The organism is Luteolibacter arcticus (assembly GCF_025950235.1).
Classification (GTDB): Bacteria; Verrucomicrobiota; Verrucomicrobiia; order Verrucomicrobiales; family Akkermansiaceae; genus Haloferula; species Haloferula arctica.
Window position 1 is genome coordinate 375,095 of record NZ_JAPDDT010000001.1, and the last position, 17,732, is coordinate 392,826.

Genomic DNA, 17,732 nt, shown 5'->3' on the forward strand with positions numbered 1-17,732 from the left:
TGAACCCTGAGCAAATCCCGGAACAGGGAAAGCATGCAATACCCCGGAATGGGTTAGGGATTGGTTGAAAAATGTGCAGCCGCGGGGACTGTCGCCGACGGGCCGCGAACTTGTCGGCGGCGGACGGAACGTTCAGCTTTTCGGGTATGGCTGCGAAGAAAGCACCCGTTTGGGACCTCGAAACCGCCTTGGCGGCGCTCAAGGAGCGGGCGACCCAAGCCCAATTGGACGGCATGGCCCGCTATGCCATCCCCTCCGATCGGGCCTTCGGCGTAGCCATGCGGGACGTCCAGACGGTGGCGAAGTCCTTGGGAAAGAACCACGCGCTCGCTGCGGAACTGTGGGCAAGCGGTTGGTATGAGGCGCGCCTGCTGGCTTGCTATGTGGACGATCCCACGGCCGTGACCGCGAAGCAAATGGACGATTGGTGCCGGGATTTCGACAACTGGGCGGTCGTCGATACGGTCTGCTTCGCCCTCTTCAAGCGCTCGCCGCATGCGTGGCGGAAGGTGGAGGCATGGTCATCGAAAAAGGACGAGTTTCAGCGGCGCGGCGCCTTCGCCCTGCTCTGGGCGCTGGCCGGGAGGGATGGGGGGGAGGAGCCGTTTTATCGAGGGCTGGAACTCATCGAGCAGGCCGCGACGGACGAGCGGAATTTCGTGAAAAAGGCGGTGAACATGGCCCTGCGCGCGATCGGCAAGAGGAACCTGCCGCTCCATACCGCCGCCACGGCGACCGCGAAACGCCTCGGCGCCTCTGAGAAGCCAGCCTCCCGCTGGATCGGGAAGGACGCGCTGAAGGAACCCGAGAGCCCGAAGGTCGTTTGGAAGCTAGGCCATTCCAAATAGCCTATTTCCCATTGCTCGCAATGGGGCTACCTCGGAACCAAGGTCCAGCGGTCGCCTGACTTGGTGAACGATTCGTCCCAATCCGAGTCCAGATCGTAGGAGTAATAGGAAAGAACGACGAAGTCCGGCTTCTCAAAGGATACACCCTTGAGGGCGGCATTGAATTCGGGCAGCCGGAACCGCGACTTCTTCTGGTGTGCGAGACAAACTTCGCGGACGTCGTTGTCCATATCTTTCAGAGCGGTTAGAACCTCGCGAATCAGCTCCCTCGCCGCCGGGCCGTAGGATTTGTCAGGCAAGGGAACAATCACGCTAAGCTGGTCATGGATGTAGACTTCGGCCGTCTCCCAATCGTCCGAGGAAATGATCGCAGCGCTCTTGAATCGATGCAGCAACTCGGCAGCATCCAATCTTGGAGGTGGAGGGGGCCAGGAGCTAATCATGAGGACGGGTGGGGATGGCGTGGTTCAACGGCGGCCGGTGCCTCTTCCCGGGAACGAAACGAAACGTGCGGCCTTCATTCAATGCTGGAGACAGCGTGAGAGGTGGCTTCCGGAAGGGAAAACAGGTGCTCTGCCTGCGATCGGCAGGGGGATTTCAGGGCTAAAGCTTGATGTTCCCGGGGGGAGGGCGCGAGAGAAGGGGGCGACCAAGGGCTTCGAAGCCTCGGAATCCTAGGGAAAACCGATCATTTTTCCCGCGGAATGCCCCTATTTTCTCCCCCGAATGGCCTCCGGCGTTGGGTTGGCAGCAGCCCGCTTCCGCACTTGCGCCCCCCGCCCGGACGGCCCAGCCTCCGCCCTCCATGATGCACGATCCGGACCAGCACGCCTCCCTGGGGGCGATGTATTCCGACTACTTCCTCGACTACGCCTCCTATGTAATCATGGAGCGCGCCGTCCCCCATTTGAACGACGGCCTCAAGCCCGTCCAACGGCGCATCCTCCACTCGATGAAGGAGCTCGACGACGGCCGCTACAACAAGGTGGCCAACGTCGTCGGGAACACGATGAAGTATCACCCGCACGGCGATCAGTCGATCGGCGATGCGATGGTCCAGCTCGGGCAAAAGGATCTGATGATCGACTGCCAGGGCAACTGGGGCAACACCTTGACTGGCGACGGTGCGGCGGCTCCGCGATACATCGAGGCCCGGCTCACCAAGTTCGCGCTCGACATCACCTTCAACCCGAAGACGACCGACTGGACGCCCTCCTACGACGGCCGCAACAAGGAGCCGATCACCCTGCCGGTGAAGTTCCCGCTGCTCCTCGCCCAAGGCGTCGAGGGCATCGCGGTCGGCCTTGCGTGCAAGATGCTGCCGCACAATTTCATCGAGCTGATCGATGCCTCGATTGCGGTGCTGCGGAAGGAGCCCTTCGAGCTGCTGCCCGATTTTCCGACCGCCGGCATCATGGACGCCAGCGACTATAAGGATGGCTTGCGCGGTGGCCGCGTCCGCGTGCGGGCCCGCATTTCCACCGAGAAGAAGGGCATCCTGCGCATCACCGAGATTCCCTTCGGCACGACGACCGGTGCGGTGATGGATTCCATCGTCGCCGCCGCGGACAAGGGGAAGATCAAAATCGCCAAGATCGAGGACAATACCGCGGCCCATGTGGACATCCTGGTCCACCTGCCGTCCGGCGTGGATGCGGAGAACCTGCGCGATGCGCTCTACGCCTTCACCGATTGCGAGCTGAGCCTTTCGCCGAACGCCTGCGTCATCGCCGATGACAAGCCGCAGTTCCTTGGCGTTTCCGAGATCCTTCGCCGCAATACCGAGCAGACGAAGGACCTGCTCCGCCAAGAACTCGAGATCCGCCTCGGCGAGTTGGCCGAGAAGTGGCACTTCAGCTCGCTGGAGAAGATCTTCATCGAGAACCGCATCTACCGTGACATCGAAGAGTGCACGACGTGGGAAGCGGTGCTGAAGGCCATCGATGATGGCTTGAAGCCCTTCAAGAAGCTGCTCAAGCGCGAGGTGACCGAGGAAGACCTGGTCCGCCTCACCGAGATCAAGATCAAGCGCATCTCGAAGTTCGACTCCTTCAAGGCCGACGAGGAAATCAAGTCGCTGGAGAAGGACATCGAGGAGACCGAGAAGAACCTCAAGCAGCTCACGAAATATGCCGTCCGCTGGTATGAGGACCTGAAGAAGAAATACGGCAAGGGCCGCGAACGGAAGACGGAGATTTCCTCATTCGATCGCGTCGATCGCAGCCAGGTCATCCTCGCCACCGAGACGCTCTATCTCGACGACAAGAACGGCTTCGCCGGCTTCGGCCTGAAGAAGGAGACGCCGCTCGAGAAGTGCTCCACGCTCGATGACGTCGTCATCTTCGGCCAAGACGGGAAGATGCGCATCGTGAAGGTCGCCGATAAGTTCTTCGTCGGACCGCGTCCGCTGCGAGTCGCGATTTTCAGGAAGGATGAGGACCTCATCTACTCGATGATCTATCGCGACGGGAAGGAAGGCGCGATCCTTGCGAAGCGCTTCCGTGTCGGCGGCATCACTCGCGACAAGGAATACGACCTGATGAAAGGCACGCCCGGCAGCCGCATCTTCTACTTCGCCGTCCACAAGAGCGAAGCGGAGAGCGCGGACCAACTGCTCGTCGTCCACATCAAGCCGGCCTTGCGGCTGCGCAATGTGAGTCGTCCGTTCAGCTTCGGTGAAGTCCCGATCAAGGGCCGCAGCAGCGGCGGCAACATCGTGACCAAGCTACCGATCGACCGGGTGGTGCGTGCGCCGAAGGACTTCGATCCCGAGGTTGGCGCGTAGTCATCCGATGTAGCGGTGGTCTGAGACCCTCGGATTTCTTGAATGAACTACCGGTAGCGCCGCCAGTGCTGGATTCTGATCCCGAAATTCCAGCATCGCCACCCGTCCAAGGTCCGTGCCACTCTAACGCGCACCAAGCCAGCTCATGAATGTTTCGATTCGGAACTACAAATCCATCCGCTCGCTCGATTTCGAGAGCCGGCGCGTGAATGTGATCATCGGCGAACCGAATTGCGGGAAGACGAACGTGATTGAGGCGTTGAGCCTTTTTCACCTGAGTTCTGTGAAGAATGCGCAGACTTGTCTTCGGGCGAGGCTTCCGAGCGAGATGTTCTGGGACCAAGATATTGGCAGCCCAATTTCTGTGATCGTTGGAGGTCTCAAGCTTGAGGTTGGCCTCCATTCAGGGGCGGTGGTGGCTGTTGGTAAGCAGAGCGGGCCTCATCTTTCAATCCAAGGGGAATACGCAGAGGGGACGTCGCTGATAAAGTTCTCTCTAATTCTTCCGGGAGATCTGGCCAAGTTCCCCAAGATGAGCGGAGGAGAGGGCGTGACTGCGAAGTGGCCGCAAAGCATCTGCCCCTATTGGTTTCTCCCAATGGAGGATTTTAGCTCTCACGAAGTGGTTCGGCTGGCCCCCCCATTCGGAGAAAACCTCGCGACGCTTTTGTCGAGCAGGAAGGAGGCACGTCAAACCGCTGCCGAAGTGTTCGATCGCGGCGGATTCAATCTGGAAGTCCGCCCCCGGGAGAACCGACTTGGTCTCACCAAAAGCTTTGACGGCATAACCGTCAGCATTCCGTTTTCGTCATCCTCAGAAACCCTCCGTCGTATTCTTTTCTACCGTCTCGCCCTCGAAACCAATAGCGACTCGGTTCTCCTCTTGGACGAACCGGAGGCCAACACCTTCCCATTGTTCACCAAGCTCTTCGCCGAGCAAATGGCTGCGGACGACCGCGGGAACACTTTCTTTCTCACAACCCACAGCCCCTACTTATTGGGTTCGCTGATCGAGAAGACTCCAAAGGAGGATTTGGCAATAATCCTTTGCCACATGGAGAACTTTGAGACGAAGGCCCGTGTGTTGGAGCAGACCGAGGTTCAGGAGCTTCTCGACCTCGGCCCCGACGCGTTTTTCAACCTCGATCGTCTCGGCGAGGGATGATGCTCCACCTTGAGTGCTCGAACGACGAGGCGCTGGTGCGTGCACTTGGAGTGCCGAGGAAGGCGATTCGCCATCACTCCGGAAGCGGACCGGTCGCCCATGCGCTAAAGCAGTCAAGCCGGCCCTGCATCGGGATGGTGGATGAAGATCCACACAGCACGACGCCGAGCTATTTCAGCACCTTTGCGGAAGTGGAGCGCGGCGACGGTCTCCTTCTCAAGGAGCACAAGAAATGCGGCCATAAGCTGATCGTGGTCATGCCTGACTTGGAGCCATGGCTGCTATTAATAGCAAAGGGCATCAAGGTTCCCCCCGAATCCTTTCAACTGCCATCCGTGCCGAACCGTCTGCACCAGATCGGCGATAGCCAACGGCTTCGTTACAGCGACTGGATCAAGCGAATGCACGAACAGGGCGCACCGGGACTTCTGAGGCTCCATCGATGGCTATCACCGGGCGTTTAGATCGCTATTGTTCGGCACCTTAGTGGACCTAAAACAGCTCTCGCTCCGCCGGGGCCTCCAACCGCTCCTTCGCCACGGACAAGTAGTAGTCGTCCAGCTCGATGCCGGTGAACTCCTTCACGCCCTGCCGCTTTGCCGCGACGGCTGAGCTGCCGATGCCGAGGAAGGGATCGAGCAAGCGGGTCTCCGCGCCCTTGCCGTGGAGGCGGATGCACTGCTCCACCAGCGCAATCGGGAAGCTGGCGGGGTGGGGTCGTTCCTTTTCCCGCGACATGATCGTGTCGTAGGGAATGAACCACGTGTTCCCGCGGCAACGCTTGTCGATGCCGCCGGTGTGACCCCAGCGGGCGATGTTTGACTTGTCCTGATAGGGCACGCCCGCGCCACGGCGATCGAGCTTCACGTTGCCGGTCTTGGTCAGGTGGAAGACATACTCGTGGCAGTCGTTGACGAAGCGCTGCGAGTTGATCGGCTTGAAATGCCCGGCACTGATTTGCTCGCCGCCACGGGTCTCGACGGTGATCGACTTGATCCAGTGGAAGGTATTCTGGAGCGTGAAGAGCGCGTTTGGCCCATCGGTGAGCGCCAGCACGATCTGATGCGGCATCAATGGGTTCGCCGGAGCGGCGCCGACATTGAGGAAGAACGAGCCGTCATCGGCCAGCACGCGCTTCACCTCCGTCGCCCAAGCATTGCACCACTCGAGGAACTCAGCGCGTCCCGCGGTGTCGTCAAAGCTGCGGTAGTTGATGCCGAGGTTGTATGGCGGCGAGGTGACAACTAGGTCCACGGAGCCCTCGGGCAGGGTGGGAAGGACTTTCAGGCAGTCGCCGTGGTGAAGCACGGGCGGAGCGTGAATGCCGGAGCGCGGACGTCAAATCCGGAACTTCGAAGAGAAATCAGGTCGCCCCGAAATCCGGCCACGGGTCGGTCTGGCGGCCTTCGTTGCGCATGAAGTCGGCGATGATCTCCTCATCGGTCCAGGCAGCCCGGGTCTTGGCCCAGACGTTGAAGACAAGCCATTCGTAGATGGCAAAGGGAACTTTGTGTGCGGTTTCTACCGGGAATTGCGGAAAGTGAACTCGGATCGCTTCTTTGACTTCCTCGGTGATCATTGGCTGGCAGCGTTTACAAATGTCCAATCTCGTTGAAGGAATGCGCGAGCGATCTGGATCTTGAGCGCTGGCTATTTCAGTTTTGAAGCCAGGATCTCCGTCACCTGCTTGGGGTTCGGCTTGCTGGAGGATGCCTTCATGACCTGGCCGGTGAGGAAATTCAGGAGCTTTTCGTTGCCGGCCTTGATCTCGTCCACCTGCTTCGGATTGGCGGCGATGACTTGGTCACACAGTGAATCAAGTTCCCCGGCGTCGGCGGGCTCGAAGCCGAGCTCCTTCGCGACCGCGGCGGGGTCCTTGTCCGGGGCATCGAGCAGCACGACCAGCACCTCCTTCGCCTGACTCAGCGCCAGCGTGCCACCCTCCACCAAGCCCAGCAACGCCCCGGTTTTCTCCGGCGAAAGCGGCGAGTCGACGATGGCCACGGAGCGTTCATTGAGCGTGCCGAGCAGGGTGTTGAGCAGGAAATTCGCGGCCTTCTTGCCGGGCACGCCGGGCGTGGCGGCGAGGGCTTCGAAGTAATTCGCCAGTGGCAGATCGGACGAGAGCACCGAGGCATCGTAGGGGCTGACGCTGAAGTCGGCCTCGTAGCGTGCTGAGCGCTCGTGCGGGCGCTCAGTTAGCATCGGGCGGACCTTTTCGAGGATCGGTGCAGTGACGATTGGCAGCAGGTCGGGGCAGGGGAAGTAGCGGTAGTCGTGCGCGTCTTCCTTGGTCCGCATGAGCTGCGTCTCGCCGCGGTCGTCGTCCCAGCGCCAAGTCGATTGGAACAGCGGGTTGCCAATGTCGAGTTCCACTGCCTGACGTGCGGTCTCGAATTGGATCGCACGGCGGACGGCGGAAATGGAGTTGAGATTCTTCAGCTCGATCTTCGCGCCCAGCGGGTCGCTTTCCTTGCGACGCAGGGAAATGTTCACGTCGCAGCGGAGCTGGCCTTTCTCCATGTCCGCGTCGGAAATGCCGCCTTGCTGGAGGATCATCTGCAGCGAGCGCAAGAAGGCACCGGCTTCCTCGGCTGACTCGAGGTCGGGCTCAGTGACGATTTCCATCAGCGGCGTGCCGGCGCGGTTGAAATCGATCAGCGAGGAATTCCCGAGGTGCGTCGATTTGGCCACGTCTTCCTCGAGGTGGATGCGGTTCAGCCGGACCTTGTGGCCCGGGCGAGCGATGTTTTTCCGGGCGTCGGTCGGGTAGCAGTGGTCGTAGAGGGGGACCGAGCCGCCGATGCAGAGGGGGAAATCCATCTGCGTCGTCTGGAAATTCTTCGGCATGTCCGGGTAGAAGTAGCTCTTGCGGTCCCAGCGGGAGATTTCCGGCGAACCGCAGTCGAGCAGCAGCCCGGCCAGCAGGGTTTTCTCGATCGCGTGGCGGTTGAGCACCGGCAGGGCACCGGGCAGGCCGAGGCAGACCGGGCAGGTGCGGGTGTTTGGCTCCTCGCCGAAGGACGTTTCGCAGGCGCAGAACATCTTCGTGCGCGTTTTGACCTGGCAGTGAACTTCGAGGCCGATGGTGACCAAATAGGACATTGGGAAATTCGGAGATTGGGAGATCGGGGATACTCGTCCGGCGGGCCAATCCTTGGCCGTTGTCCCCCGGTCACTCAATCCCTCAATCGCCCAATTTCCAAATCTCCATGTCTTTCCCGGCGCTTGCCATTTCCCCCCCGGCGGTGCATGGCCGGAGGCGGTCCACCCCACACGGGGAGACAAAATCCCATGACCTTCGAAATCGGCCTCACCCTGGCGGTTATCGCCCTCACGCTGATCGCGTTCATCCGCGAATGGGCGGCTCCGGACGTGATCGCCCTGACCGTGCTGGTGGGTGTCGTGGCGCTGGGCCTCGTTGGCATGGGCGAGATGACCTCGGTGTTCAAGAACGAGGCACCGCTGGCGATTGCCGCGCTTTTCATCATCGGGGGGGCCTTGGAGGCGTCCGGAGCGGTCGACCACATCGGCCGGGTGCTGCGCGACAAGCTGCCCAGCAACATCCGCCTGGCCATCCTCGGCTTCTCCATCCTGGCAGGCTTTTTCAGCGCGTGGATGAACAACACGGCCATCGTGGCCATCTTGCTTCCCGTGGCGCTCGGATTTGCCCGCTCCCGGGATTTCGCTCCGTCCCGGCTGCTGATGCCGCTGTCCTACTGCTCGATCCTCGGCGGTGTCTGCACCCTGATCGGCACCTCCACCAACCTCCTCGTCAACGGCACCTTGAAGGATCTCAAGATGGAGCCGATGTCGATGTTCCAGCTCGCGCCCATCGGCATCCCGCTGTCGATCGCGGGCATCGCCTACCTCGCGATCTTCGGGCCGAAGCTCATTCCATCGCGGACCACGATTTCCGGCAGTCTGGAGATCAAGGACCGGGCGACCCCACTCTACCACATCCTGATCAAAGAGAATTCGCCGCTGATCGGCAAGCGGCTGAGCGAAACGCCGCTCTTCGACCGCGGCCGGCACGTCCACATCATGGAAGTCCGCCGCAAGGGCGCGCGGGAAATGCACGGTCTCAACACGCTGACGATCGAGAAGAACGATCGCTTCCTGATCGCGCTACACGGTCGCCGTGCCAAGGCCGGCAAGGCCGAGGATCTCTGCGAGGAGATCGGCGCGAGCCTGCTTTCGACCATTGACGGTGTGGTGACCGAGCTCGTCGTTCGCGATGAGTCCTCGCTGGCAGGCCAGACGCTTGCCCGGTCCGATTTCCGCCAGCGCTATAACAGCGTGGTGATGGCGGTGCACCGCAACGGGGTGAACATCACCCATCAGCTCGCCGAGATCCCGCTGGAAGGGGGCGATACGCTGCTGGTCATCACCGCGCTCAATAATCTCGATGCCCTCGACGCGACTCGGGACTTCATCCTGACCGATTCGCCGGAGGACTCCCTCGTCGCTACGGAAAACCGCAAGCCGCCGCACCATGCCTGGGTCTCGTGGGCGGTGCTGATCGGCGTGGTGCTGGTCGCCACCCTCACCGATGTGTTGGGTGGTAAAGAGGGTGTGTTTCCGTGGTTGCCGGTGATCCCGATTCACTATTCGGCCATGGTCGGCGCGCTGGTTCTGCTGTGGTCAAAGATCGTCACACCGCGCGAGGCTTACTCGAGCATCGATTGGCAGGTGCTGCTGATGCTCTATGGCTTGTTAGGCCTCGGCATGGCGATGCAATCGACCGGTACCGCGAAATGGCTGGCCGAAGGAATGGTGGGCATGGCGCAGGGATTCGTGAGCCCGGAATGGCTGCCGCTGGTGATGCTGTGGCTGATCTTCCTGCTGACCCTGCTGCTCACCGAGGTGCTCTCTAACAACGCCACCGCGGTGATGATGGTGCCGATCGTGGTGACGCTGGCGCACAGTCTTGGTGTCAGCCATTGGCCTTACGTGATGGGCGTGACCGTGGCCGCCTCGACTGCCTTCGCGCTGCCGATGGGCTACCAGACGCACATGATGGTTTATGGACCCGGCGGCTTCAAATTCACTGACTTCCTGCGGGTGGGCATTCCGCTGAATTTCATCTGCTGGATCGTTTCCTGCCTGCTGATCCCGCTGATCTGGCCGTTTTATCCATAGTGGTCCGCACACTCCGTGTGCGGAACGAAGCCGCAATGGCGGTTGTCGGAGATCTCCGGCACTTCGAGCCAAGCCGCACACGGAGTGTGCGGACCACCTTATCGCCGCAGCTCGCCATAGACTGCCATGGTGCCCCCAAGCATCGCTTGGAGCGTGAAGGGATGCTCCTTCGGCACAGGCGGCGGGTTCTCTAACAAATTCTTCACCACTGGCACGGCGATCACTGGATCATTCGCCGGGATGCGGCCGGCAGGGTAGAGGAGTGCGAGCTGTTCGCCCACGCCCCCATGGTCATAGCCGGCGACGGGTATGCCGAGGCCGAGCGCTTCCAGCGTGGTGCGTCCGAAGGACTCCGGTTGTGTGGTCAGCGACAGCACGACCGCTGAAATCGCGAGAATCTCCCGCAGGTCCGAACGCCCGCCGGTGAAGGTGATGCGATTGGCCAAGCCCGCTGCTTCGAAGAGCGCGCGGATCTCATCGAGATAGGCGGCTTTCTTCGGATGGGCACCACCGGCGATCACGCCGTGCAGGCTTTCATCGGAGGAAAGGGCCTTGAGGATCTTCGCGAAATCCTCGTGCCCCTTCAGGCGGGTGATCCGGCCGGGCAAGGTGAGCAGGCGCTTGCCGCGGGTCTCCGGGAACTCGCTGAAGAAGCCTTCCTTCCACGCCGCCGATGGCTGGTAGCCGTGCGGGTAGTCGGCGGGATCGATGCCGCGGTGGACCACCCGCAGCTTGTCCGGCGATGCCTTCGGGTAGTACTTCAGCACGTGGTCGCGGATGCTTTCCGAGACGCAGATGACGCGCTCGCCGCAGGTCATGATCTCGGAGTAGCGGTTGACCGAGTTGAACCCGTGCACGGTGGTCACCAGCCGCGGCCGGGTGGCAGGGTCCATGCCGCGCCACGCGAGAAAGGCGAGCCAAGCCGGCACCCGCGAGCGCAGGTGCAGGATGTCCGGATTCTCGTCCAGGAAGAGCCGGCGGAGCTTCGGGACTAGCAGCAGCGACGACAGGCTCTTGCGCCCGACGGGCATCGCGAGGTGGTGGGTGCCGCAGGATTCGAGCTGCTTCACCATCTTGCCGCCGCCTGAAATCACCAGCGACTCATGCCCCAGCTCGCCGAGGTGGCGGGCAAGCTCCAGCGTGCCGCGTTCCACGCCGCCGGACTCCATCTCGGGGATCATCTGAAGCACCTTCATGAGGATGACGGAAGCAGCCGCTTTAAAACGATGGCGGCGCAGCGGTCCGCTTCGCGCAGCACCTGAGGTGGCTCGGCCAGACCGGCGGCCGGTGCCCAGTCGACGAAACGCGTGACAAATCCTTCCTGCACCAGCCGCTCGACGCCGCGGGCGACACGGCCGGCTTTCTTCGTGGCAGGCACCGGCAGCAGCCCGACCTTCGCGCCACTACTAAGGGCTTCGTAGATCATCGAGATGCTGTCTTCCGTGACCCATACTTCGGCGGCCTCTGCCAGCATCTGCGGCAGCCAGTCGCGGCCGGTGTCGCCGTGCGGGTAGGTGGCCATTGCCGGGCAAGCCTTGGCCAATGCCGCAAGCGTTCCCGCCGGCGAGCGCCGCGAATCGGTGATCCGCCACGGACGTTCCTTGCCTGCGGAAACGATTGAGCAGATCGCGGTTTCAATCGAGGCAGCGTCCCATCCATGCGATGACGATGGCCCACCTAACAGGATCAAGCCGCCGTGCCGCGGCCGTCCGTCTGGAGGCAGCACCCGGTTGAGAGCCCCGATGGTGGGAATCACGTGATCCTGCGGTTCGCGGCCTCCCAGATCGTGCTCGGGCACCAGGCACAGATCGAAGAGTGCCGCTGGCAAGGTCGGCTTCATCAGCAGCACGCACGGGACGTCATAAGCCCGCGACAAGGCCAGCAATGCCGGGTGCACCGCGTGGCCGGCCCCGACCAGGAGCCGGGGCTTCGGCAGGGATTCCGTTTCCTTGAAGGCCTTCTTCAGGCGGGCGAAGGGACCTCGTAGGCCGGCGAGATGGATCTTCGACGTGGACACCGGACGCAGCCGGCCGATCGCCTCGGCCAGCCCGTAGGACTGGTTCTCGTGACCGGGCTTGCCGTCGGACAGGACATGGATTTCCAGCGGTGTCATGCCTTGCGGTTCTTGGCAGTGAGCACCAGATCATCGGCCATGCGTCGCCAGCCTTCGGCATCCGCGGGGATCGGGAAGGCTCTGGTCCACGGCTTGCCAGAAACGCCGGCCCCGATGATGGCACGCAGCCCCATGTGATTCGCCGCCTTGGCAAGTGACCGTTCTCCACCGAGCAGCAGGACGAAATCCAAGGGCGCGGGATGCGACGCATCGCACCGCTCCACGACTTGCGAGGAATGGATTTCAGGCGCGCTGCGGTCCCAGGGGAAGCGCACGATTCGCGGATCCTCCGGCAGCGGCGGAAGGTTGCCGGGGTCGAGCACGTCGATCCGCAGGTCAGGCCTCAGTTCTAACAGAGCGACGAGCACCCCCACTGCCTCCGGCTTCCCATCGGGCAGGGTGACGGCCAGGCGAGTCGGCACGGTGGCAGCGCGCGCGGCCTCGGTGGGCGCTTGCTTGGTGAAGAAGCAAAGCGGGCGAGCCTTATCGATGCGCCAGCGGTCGTGAAACCAGAAGACATCGGTCAACTGGTCTCGCATCGCGGTTTCCAGGTGCGCGACCACTTCCGGGGTGCGGGCCTTCTCCGGCACCGGGCGGACCTTCAGCCGCCAGCGACCGGTGCCGACGCAGAAGACCGAGAGCGTCACCATGGCTGCGCCAGTGCGGCGGGCGAGCAGGGCGGGTAGGGGCGTGCAGGAGGAGAGCCGGCCGAAGAACGGGCAAAGCTCGCCGTGGCCGCCGGCCCGCTGGTCGGTCATCACGGTGACCACGCCGCCTTCGCGGAGCACTGCCGCGGGGCCATTGAAGCCGTCGTGTTTGTCGAAAAGCACCGCTCCCTGCTGGGTGCGGCGCTTCACCGTCAGTTCGTCGAGCAACGGGTTCTCCAAGCGCCGGAAGATCGGGCCGCCCTTTACCTCGGGCCCCAGCGTTTTCACGAGCTGGGCGAGCACTTCCCAGTTACCCATGTGCGACCACACCAGCACCACGCCGCGGCCGCCCTTCATCGGATCTATCAGGTGCTCCAAGCCTTCGATCTCGATGTGCTTTTCCACCTGCTCCTGCGTCATCAGCGCCGCGCGCTGGCTGCTGAGCATATTGTTGCCGGCCCGGCGGAAGGTCTCGCGGACGCGCCGGCGGATCTCCGCGGCATCCGGCGCCTCGGCCGCGGTGGCAATGCGCAGGTTGCGGGCGACCAGCTTGCGCCACTTCGGAAAAAGCGCCCACGCCAGCAGCCCGAGCCCTTGGCCGACCCGCACCGTGGTTTCCAGCGAGACCAGCGAAAGCACCCCCTCCGCCGCCCGGAATGCCGCATACTCCAGCCGGTGGGCCAGCGTCGGCGATTTGGGTTCATCGGGGGCGTCACTCATGCGCGGCCGGACTTTCCACACCCGCACCGCCCCCGGCAAGCCCCGGGGCTTGCCAGCCTCCCGAACCCGCCGTTAGTCTCCCGCCGCTCCGGCTCCCATAGTTCAACGGATAGAACAAGGGTTTCCTAAACTCTAGATCTGGGTTCGATTCCCGGTGGGAGTATTCCTTATAAAACCAAGGAATCCTTTGTGGAATAAGGCTTTGCGGGCCTTGCTTGGGAAATCGCCAGTCGCACGGAATCGCACGAAAAGGCACGCTGTAACCGCAAAAAGTGGTTACGTGTAACCAAGGTGGTTACGGGCACGAAAAAGCCCGGCCTCTTGCGGGGCCGGGCGAGGGAAAACTCCGTATATTGACGGAGTTTAGTCAGCCAATCGTGACCGTGAAGCCCTTCGGCAGCGGCGCGGGCTCCTGCTTGGCCAGCCAGACCGCGTAGCCGACATTGCCTAGCAGGTAGTCGCCCACCGTGATCTTGAGGCGAACCGCGATCCGTTCGATGTGCTGCCACTCCTCAAGCGGGAAGCGGAAGCCAGCAGTGCAGGTGCAGCCTTCTGCCTTCATCGTGGCGAGGTGCTTTGAGGTGGCAACGGCGATTCCCGATGCACCAATGAGGTGCGGCTCCTTCCACTGCTCCACGCGATAGGCGACGCCCCGCTCCGAAAGCGTCCACTCCAGAGATGGGTCCAAAGCTTTTCAGTACTCATGCCTTTGGCGCTGGGTCAAAACGCTTGCCCGGCTTCCGGCGTCCAAGGGCGACTTCGCACGCTTGGTCCGCCAACTCCTTCGGGATCGGCACAAGGTGCAGCACCCATCGGCTCGGGTCTTCGGGGTGGCTGGCTTTGCCTGCGAGAATGAAGGCCGCTTCCCCTGCGTCGGTTAGATGCTTGCTAGCTGCTTCGGAAAGCAGGATTCGGACGTGTTCCGGGGTGGAAGGGTGGGGCAACTTTCCGGGTTCTCTACTACCATTCATGTTTCCTTACGCATTAGGGGGAAACCAGTGGTGGATTCCATCGACCGGCGGCGCGGGAATGTCAGCTTGCGAACCTCCGCGGTTCTGGTAGCTTCCCCGTGTCCCCGTCGAAGGACTTTGAGAAGCGCCCGCTCCCGAAAGGGACGGGCCTTTTCGTTGAGTGGCGATCAATCCACGCCCCGCGCTTCGGCTGCGGCCTCTGGTTGGCGTTTCTCGCGGAGAGCATCAATGGCCCGGCGCGCCACTACCTCGGCCACCTCTTCGGCGGTCTGTCCGCGGGTGAGGCTCAAGGCGATGGTGGCGCTGCGCTCGGCGACAAGGATCTCGCCACGGAGGCGGGAATGCCGGTCGATTGTTAGAGGCGCGCTCATCGGGTGCCGCCTTTCTTCGGGCCTCGGCTTTCGCGGGCCTCGATCAAGTAATCAATCGCGGAAGGGCGGACCCGCACCGCGGCCCCGATTCGCACCGCCGGGAGGTCTCCGGCTGCAATCAGCAGGTCCAGCTTGCGGATGGATACCGAGAGGCTTTCAGCGGCCTCTTGTCGCGTCAGTAGTTGTTTGTTTGCTACCATCGGGCATCTTGTGCCAGACGGTGCCTCGCTATGTCGTAGGCATTAAACTAGGGTTTCCTGCCTACCTCGCGGACAGGTCCGACAAGCCGGATTCCTTCCAGAGTCGCGTCCATCCCTTCGCGTCGGATTCGTCGGGGGCATCCTTGAACTCGTCGCGCCGGGCGAGGATGTAGGCCTTTAGCTCCGGCTTCGTCGGCTCCCGCTCGGTCTCCTCGATAAACCTACTATAAGCATAGTATGCGAAGGCGTTCCGGTGCGGGGCGGCGGCATTGTATTTTAAGGACATCACGCGCTGGAAGAACTGAGCGGTCACCGCTGGCTCCTCGTGCTTCAATGCGGTAACGAAGAGACGACCGGCCAGTTCCTCGAAATAGGGCGTTGCTCGATTGAGGATCACGCTCCCAAGGGTCCCTGCAAGCGGCTCCTCGCCCTTAGGGTCCACACGGAGCTTATCAATGAAATGTTGGCGAGCGGTTGCAGCCAGCCGATCAATCTCCTCCTGTGCGTCCGAAGGTTGGGCGTGCCGGGTGAAGCAGGGATCATCGTCGGGAACTTCTATTCCTAGCACCTCCTTCACGGTATCCTTGAGACTCTGGCGCTCGGCTGGATCAGCGTAATCGGGAGGGGCGACTAATGGCGTCCGCTTGTCCACCGGCTCGAGCTTCCGCTTCTTTGGCCGTCCTTTCTTCGCGCTCATGCCGATTTTCTCCCGCGTTTGATGCTTACCACGTTCTTCACCTTGGCCGGGCGGATCGCCCAGAATGCTTTCGCCTGCGCCGCGGTGCCGACTCCCTTGTAATGCCGGTGGAGCATGTCGGGGCTTCCACCGTGGCCAAGCTGCAAGCTGGTCTCCCCGGCGTGCCGGAACTCCAGCAAGTGGAATGTCGCGAAGCTGTGGCGGGCGACGTTGCTCGGCAGGGTGAAATCCTTGTCGGTCGCCTGAATGGCCTTTACGGCCTTCCCAAGCGCCCAGCGGCGCACCATGGCGGCGGATGGTGCCAACGGGCCGGACGATGCGGCCAGCGGGCGCAGGAAGGCGTCTAGGACTGGCTCCACCTTGATCGTGCGATCGTGTCCCGTCTTCGTGACGGTCTCCGGCAGGTGGATCTCCCCGGCGGCAAGATCGACCATGCCCCAATCCATGCGAAGAGCCTCCTGCTCCCGGATGCCAGCGAAGAACCGCACGGCCCAGAACGCCACCAGCTCCGGCGCGTGAAGCTCAAGGGCGGCGAAGAACTTGGCCACCTTGTCGGGGGCGAGGATCTCGGGCCGGGTCTTCGGCGGCTTCGGCCTCGCGGCATCGGTGACAGGGTTGTCTTTCGTCCAGCCGCGGGACTTGGCGAAGTTGAACAAGCCGGAGACGGCCAGCCGGTGATTGCGCTTCGCCTGTAGCCCGACTTGCGCGCCGTCTTTCTTGGTGCCCCCACCGGCGATCTTGCGGGTGGCCTTCAATCCGAGAATCCAGTCCGAAACCTCGGCGGTGGTGATGCTGCAAATGGGGCGAGTGCCGAAGTCGGCGGCGAACCGGCCGCAACGGGTGCGGATGCCTTGGATCGACATGGGGCGCAACCCCTCGGCGGTCTTGGCTGCTTCGTAGGCATCGACGGCGGCTTGAACCGTAACTGACGTGCGGGTCGCCTTCCACCGGTCTGCATAGTCGCGGAGAATGTCGGCAAGGGGTGGGGGAGGCGCGTCCTTGGTCTGCTCGATGACCGAGCGCCAGAACTCGACCGCGGCTTTTTCCTCGGGTGCCAGCGTGCCAAAGACTCGACCTTCACGGCCCGTCTCCTTGTCCTTGGTCTTGGCGAACTTCAACGCGGAGGTCTCATCCTTGAACCACGCCTGAAGGGTCTTCCCGCCGGGGCCGGTGTAGCGGACGCGGTGGGTATAGCGGGGATGCTTCACCTCGGAAACGGTGGCTTGCTTCATGCCCATTCCATACCGTGCGACTCTGTGCAATCCAAGCTCAAAGTGGTTACAGTTGGTTACGGTGGAGCGATTGGGCTTGCTGTAGCAACAAAGAGCGGCGGTTTCCTAAACTCTAGATCTGGGTTCGATTCCCGGTGGGAGTATTTCCTCGCACTCCGGGGGATTCCGCTACAGATCCGAAGACCGGGCAGGTCATTTGAAGCGGGCGGATCACCAGTCCATTCGCGGAACGAAAGTGTTCATGTGAATGCCTTTTTTGGTTGATAAGAGGTGTTCTAATGAGTATTTTTTGGGCGTCCTTCGACTCTTGATGGACTCGGTTGGAGAGCAGCTTTTCGGGGGGTCTTCCCGGGATGGCCCGTGCTGCAACCGGGGCCGTCGATTGGCCGGGGGAGCGGGTTCTGTTTTCACTTTCAGGCCCGCGTGGTTCCAACGGCGCTACCATTGCAACAGGAGGCCATTTACTCGCAGGGGTTAAACCACGGCGCGAGGTTAAATGAAGGCCGTGGGGCTCACTCCCTACCACTCTCAGCGACTCCGGTTCAGGATCGCATGGGGGGTAGGGGGGCTTTGGAGAAGGAGTGCGATTGCTGGAGAGGGATCGACGGGAAGCACCCGACAGACGGGGGCTTCGTAGGGGGGCGGTGGATGTGGCTCTGACAACCGGGGACAGGCATTGAGAGGAGAACACACACACTCTCTCTCCTCTCCTCTCCTCTCCTCTCCTCCCCTTCGTATCCCAGCCGGATGCATACTGGGTTTGCTGGGATACTATCTCAGCCATGCTGAGTTTTTGCTGGGATACCATCCCAGCCACACTGGGTTTTGGCTGGGTTTCCAT

At 62.1% G+C, this 17,732-nt stretch carries 17 protein-coding genes and 1 tRNA gene; 7 read left to right on the plus strand and 11 right to left on the minus strand.

Annotated elements, in window-relative coordinates; genetic code table 11:
* Window positions 1–146 precede the first annotated feature (146 nt).
* Window positions 147–848: a DNA alkylation repair protein gene (locus OKA05_RS01480; RefSeq protein WP_264485312.1), complete on the plus strand. Its 702-nt coding sequence runs from the start codon at window positions 147–149 to the stop codon at window positions 846–848.
* Between the two features lie 26 nt (window positions 849–874).
* On the opposite strand, the gene OKA05_RS01485 is transcribed toward OKA05_RS01480, so the two are convergent.
* The gene (locus OKA05_RS01485; RefSeq protein WP_264485313.1) at window positions 875–1,291 is read right to left on the minus strand and encodes a hypothetical protein; all 417 of its coding nucleotides are present in this window, start codon (window positions 1,289–1,291) and stop codon (window positions 875–877) included.
* A gap of 362 nt (window positions 1,292–1,653) precedes the next feature.
* On the opposite strand from OKA05_RS01485, the gene OKA05_RS01490 reads away from it, so the two are divergent.
* The 3 genes from OKA05_RS01490 to OKA05_RS01500 all read left to right on the plus strand — a co-directional run bounded on the left by OKA05_RS01490 (window position 1,654) and on the right by OKA05_RS01500 (window position 5,262).
* Window positions 1,654–3,633, plus strand: a complete 1,980-nt coding sequence (locus tag OKA05_RS01490; RefSeq protein ID WP_264485314.1) for a DNA gyrase/topoisomerase IV subunit A — start codon at window positions 1,654–1,656, stop codon at window positions 3,631–3,633.
* A 145-nt stretch (window positions 3,634–3,778) separates the two neighbouring features.
* Window positions 3,779–4,798: an AAA family ATPase gene (locus OKA05_RS01495; protein ID WP_264485315.1), complete on the plus strand. Its 1,020-nt coding sequence runs from the start codon at window positions 3,779–3,781 to the stop codon at window positions 4,796–4,798.
* Window positions 4,795–5,262, plus strand: coding sequence for a hypothetical protein (locus OKA05_RS01500; RefSeq protein ID WP_264485316.1), 468 nt, complete (start codon window positions 4,795–4,797; stop codon window positions 5,260–5,262). The genes OKA05_RS01495 and OKA05_RS01500 overlap by 4 nt, the downstream gene beginning before the upstream one ends.
* 28 nt (window positions 5,263–5,290) lie before the next feature.
* On the opposite strand, the gene OKA05_RS01505 is transcribed toward OKA05_RS01500, so the two are convergent.
* The 3 genes from OKA05_RS01505 to gatB form a co-directional block, all read right to left on the minus strand.
* The gene (locus tag OKA05_RS01505) at window positions 5,291–6,106 is read right to left on the minus strand and encodes a DNA-methyltransferase (RefSeq protein ID WP_264485317.1); all 816 of its coding nucleotides are present in this window, start codon (window positions 6,104–6,106) and stop codon (window positions 5,291–5,293) included.
* Between the two features lie 55 nt (window positions 6,107–6,161).
* Window positions 6,162–6,377, minus strand: a complete 216-nt coding sequence (locus OKA05_RS01510) for a hypothetical protein (protein WP_264485318.1) — start codon at window positions 6,375–6,377, stop codon at window positions 6,162–6,164.
* A 71-nt stretch (window positions 6,378–6,448) separates the two neighbouring features.
* Window positions 6,449–7,903 carry an Asp-tRNA(Asn)/Glu-tRNA(Gln) amidotransferase subunit GatB gene (gene gatB, locus OKA05_RS01515; protein ID WP_264485319.1) on the minus strand — a complete coding sequence of 485 codons (1,455 nt, stop codon included), beginning with the start codon at window positions 7,901–7,903 and terminating at the stop codon, window positions 6,449–6,451.
* A 189-nt stretch (window positions 7,904–8,092) separates the two neighbouring features.
* Between gatB and OKA05_RS01520 the strand changes: the two genes are divergently transcribed.
* Window positions 8,093–9,940, plus strand: coding sequence for an SLC13 family permease (locus OKA05_RS01520; protein WP_264485320.1), 1,848 nt, complete (start codon window positions 8,093–8,095; stop codon window positions 9,938–9,940).
* 98 nt (window positions 9,941–10,038) lie between these two features.
* Here OKA05_RS01520 and OKA05_RS01525 read toward each other — a convergent pair whose 3' ends face one another.
* From OKA05_RS01525 to OKA05_RS01535, 3 genes are read right to left on the minus strand one after another with little or no spacing between them, the layout of a single operon-like run.
* A complete protein-coding gene (locus tag OKA05_RS01525; RefSeq protein WP_264485321.1) occupies window positions 10,039–11,136 on the minus strand; it encodes a glycosyltransferase family 4 protein in 1,098 nt (365 codons plus the stop codon).
* On the minus strand, window positions 11,133–12,053 hold the full coding sequence (locus tag OKA05_RS01530; RefSeq protein ID WP_264485322.1) for a mitochondrial fission ELM1 family protein: 921 nt from the start codon (window positions 12,051–12,053) through the stop codon (window positions 11,133–11,135). The genes OKA05_RS01525 and OKA05_RS01530 overlap by 4 nt, the downstream gene beginning before the upstream one ends.
* On the minus strand, window positions 12,050–13,420 hold the full coding sequence (locus OKA05_RS01535) for a lysophospholipid acyltransferase family protein (RefSeq protein ID WP_264485323.1): 1,371 nt from the start codon (window positions 13,418–13,420) through the stop codon (window positions 12,050–12,052). The genes OKA05_RS01530 and OKA05_RS01535 overlap by 4 nt, the downstream gene beginning before the upstream one ends.
* A 91-nt stretch (window positions 13,421–13,511) precedes the next feature.
* On the opposite strand from OKA05_RS01535, the gene OKA05_RS01540 reads away from it, so the two are divergent.
* Window positions 13,512–13,583: transfer RNA gene (locus tag OKA05_RS01540), tRNA-Arg, on the plus strand.
* A gap of 204 nt (window positions 13,584–13,787) precedes the next feature.
* On the opposite strand, the gene OKA05_RS01545 is transcribed toward OKA05_RS01540, so the two are convergent.
* Window positions 13,788–14,108, minus strand: coding sequence for a hypothetical protein (locus OKA05_RS01545; RefSeq protein ID WP_264485324.1), 321 nt, complete (start codon window positions 14,106–14,108; stop codon window positions 13,788–13,790).
* A 381-nt stretch (window positions 14,109–14,489) separates the two neighbouring features.
* Between OKA05_RS01545 and OKA05_RS01550 the strand changes: the two genes are divergently transcribed.
* On the plus strand, window positions 14,490–14,750 hold the full coding sequence (locus OKA05_RS01550; RefSeq protein ID WP_264485325.1) for a hypothetical protein: 261 nt from the start codon (window positions 14,490–14,492) through the stop codon (window positions 14,748–14,750).
* 8 nt (window positions 14,751–14,758) lie between these two features.
* On the opposite strand, the gene OKA05_RS29405 is transcribed toward OKA05_RS01550, so the two are convergent.
* From OKA05_RS29405 to OKA05_RS01560, 3 genes are all read right to left on the minus strand, one after another.
* Complete coding sequence (locus OKA05_RS29405) at window positions 14,759–14,962, minus strand: helix-turn-helix domain-containing protein (RefSeq protein ID WP_369335599.1); 204 nt, start codon at window positions 14,960–14,962, stop codon at window positions 14,759–14,761.
* A gap of 61 nt (window positions 14,963–15,023) precedes the next feature.
* The gene (locus tag OKA05_RS01555; protein WP_264485326.1) at window positions 15,024–15,659 is read right to left on the minus strand and encodes a hypothetical protein; all 636 of its coding nucleotides are present in this window, start codon (window positions 15,657–15,659) and stop codon (window positions 15,024–15,026) included.
* Window positions 15,656–16,891 carry a tyrosine-type recombinase/integrase gene (locus tag OKA05_RS01560; RefSeq protein ID WP_264485327.1) on the minus strand — a complete coding sequence of 412 codons (1,236 nt, stop codon included), beginning with the start codon at window positions 16,889–16,891 and terminating at the stop codon, window positions 15,656–15,658. The genes OKA05_RS01555 and OKA05_RS01560 overlap by 4 nt, the downstream gene beginning before the upstream one ends.
* Window positions 16,892–17,732: the final 841 nt, after the last annotated feature.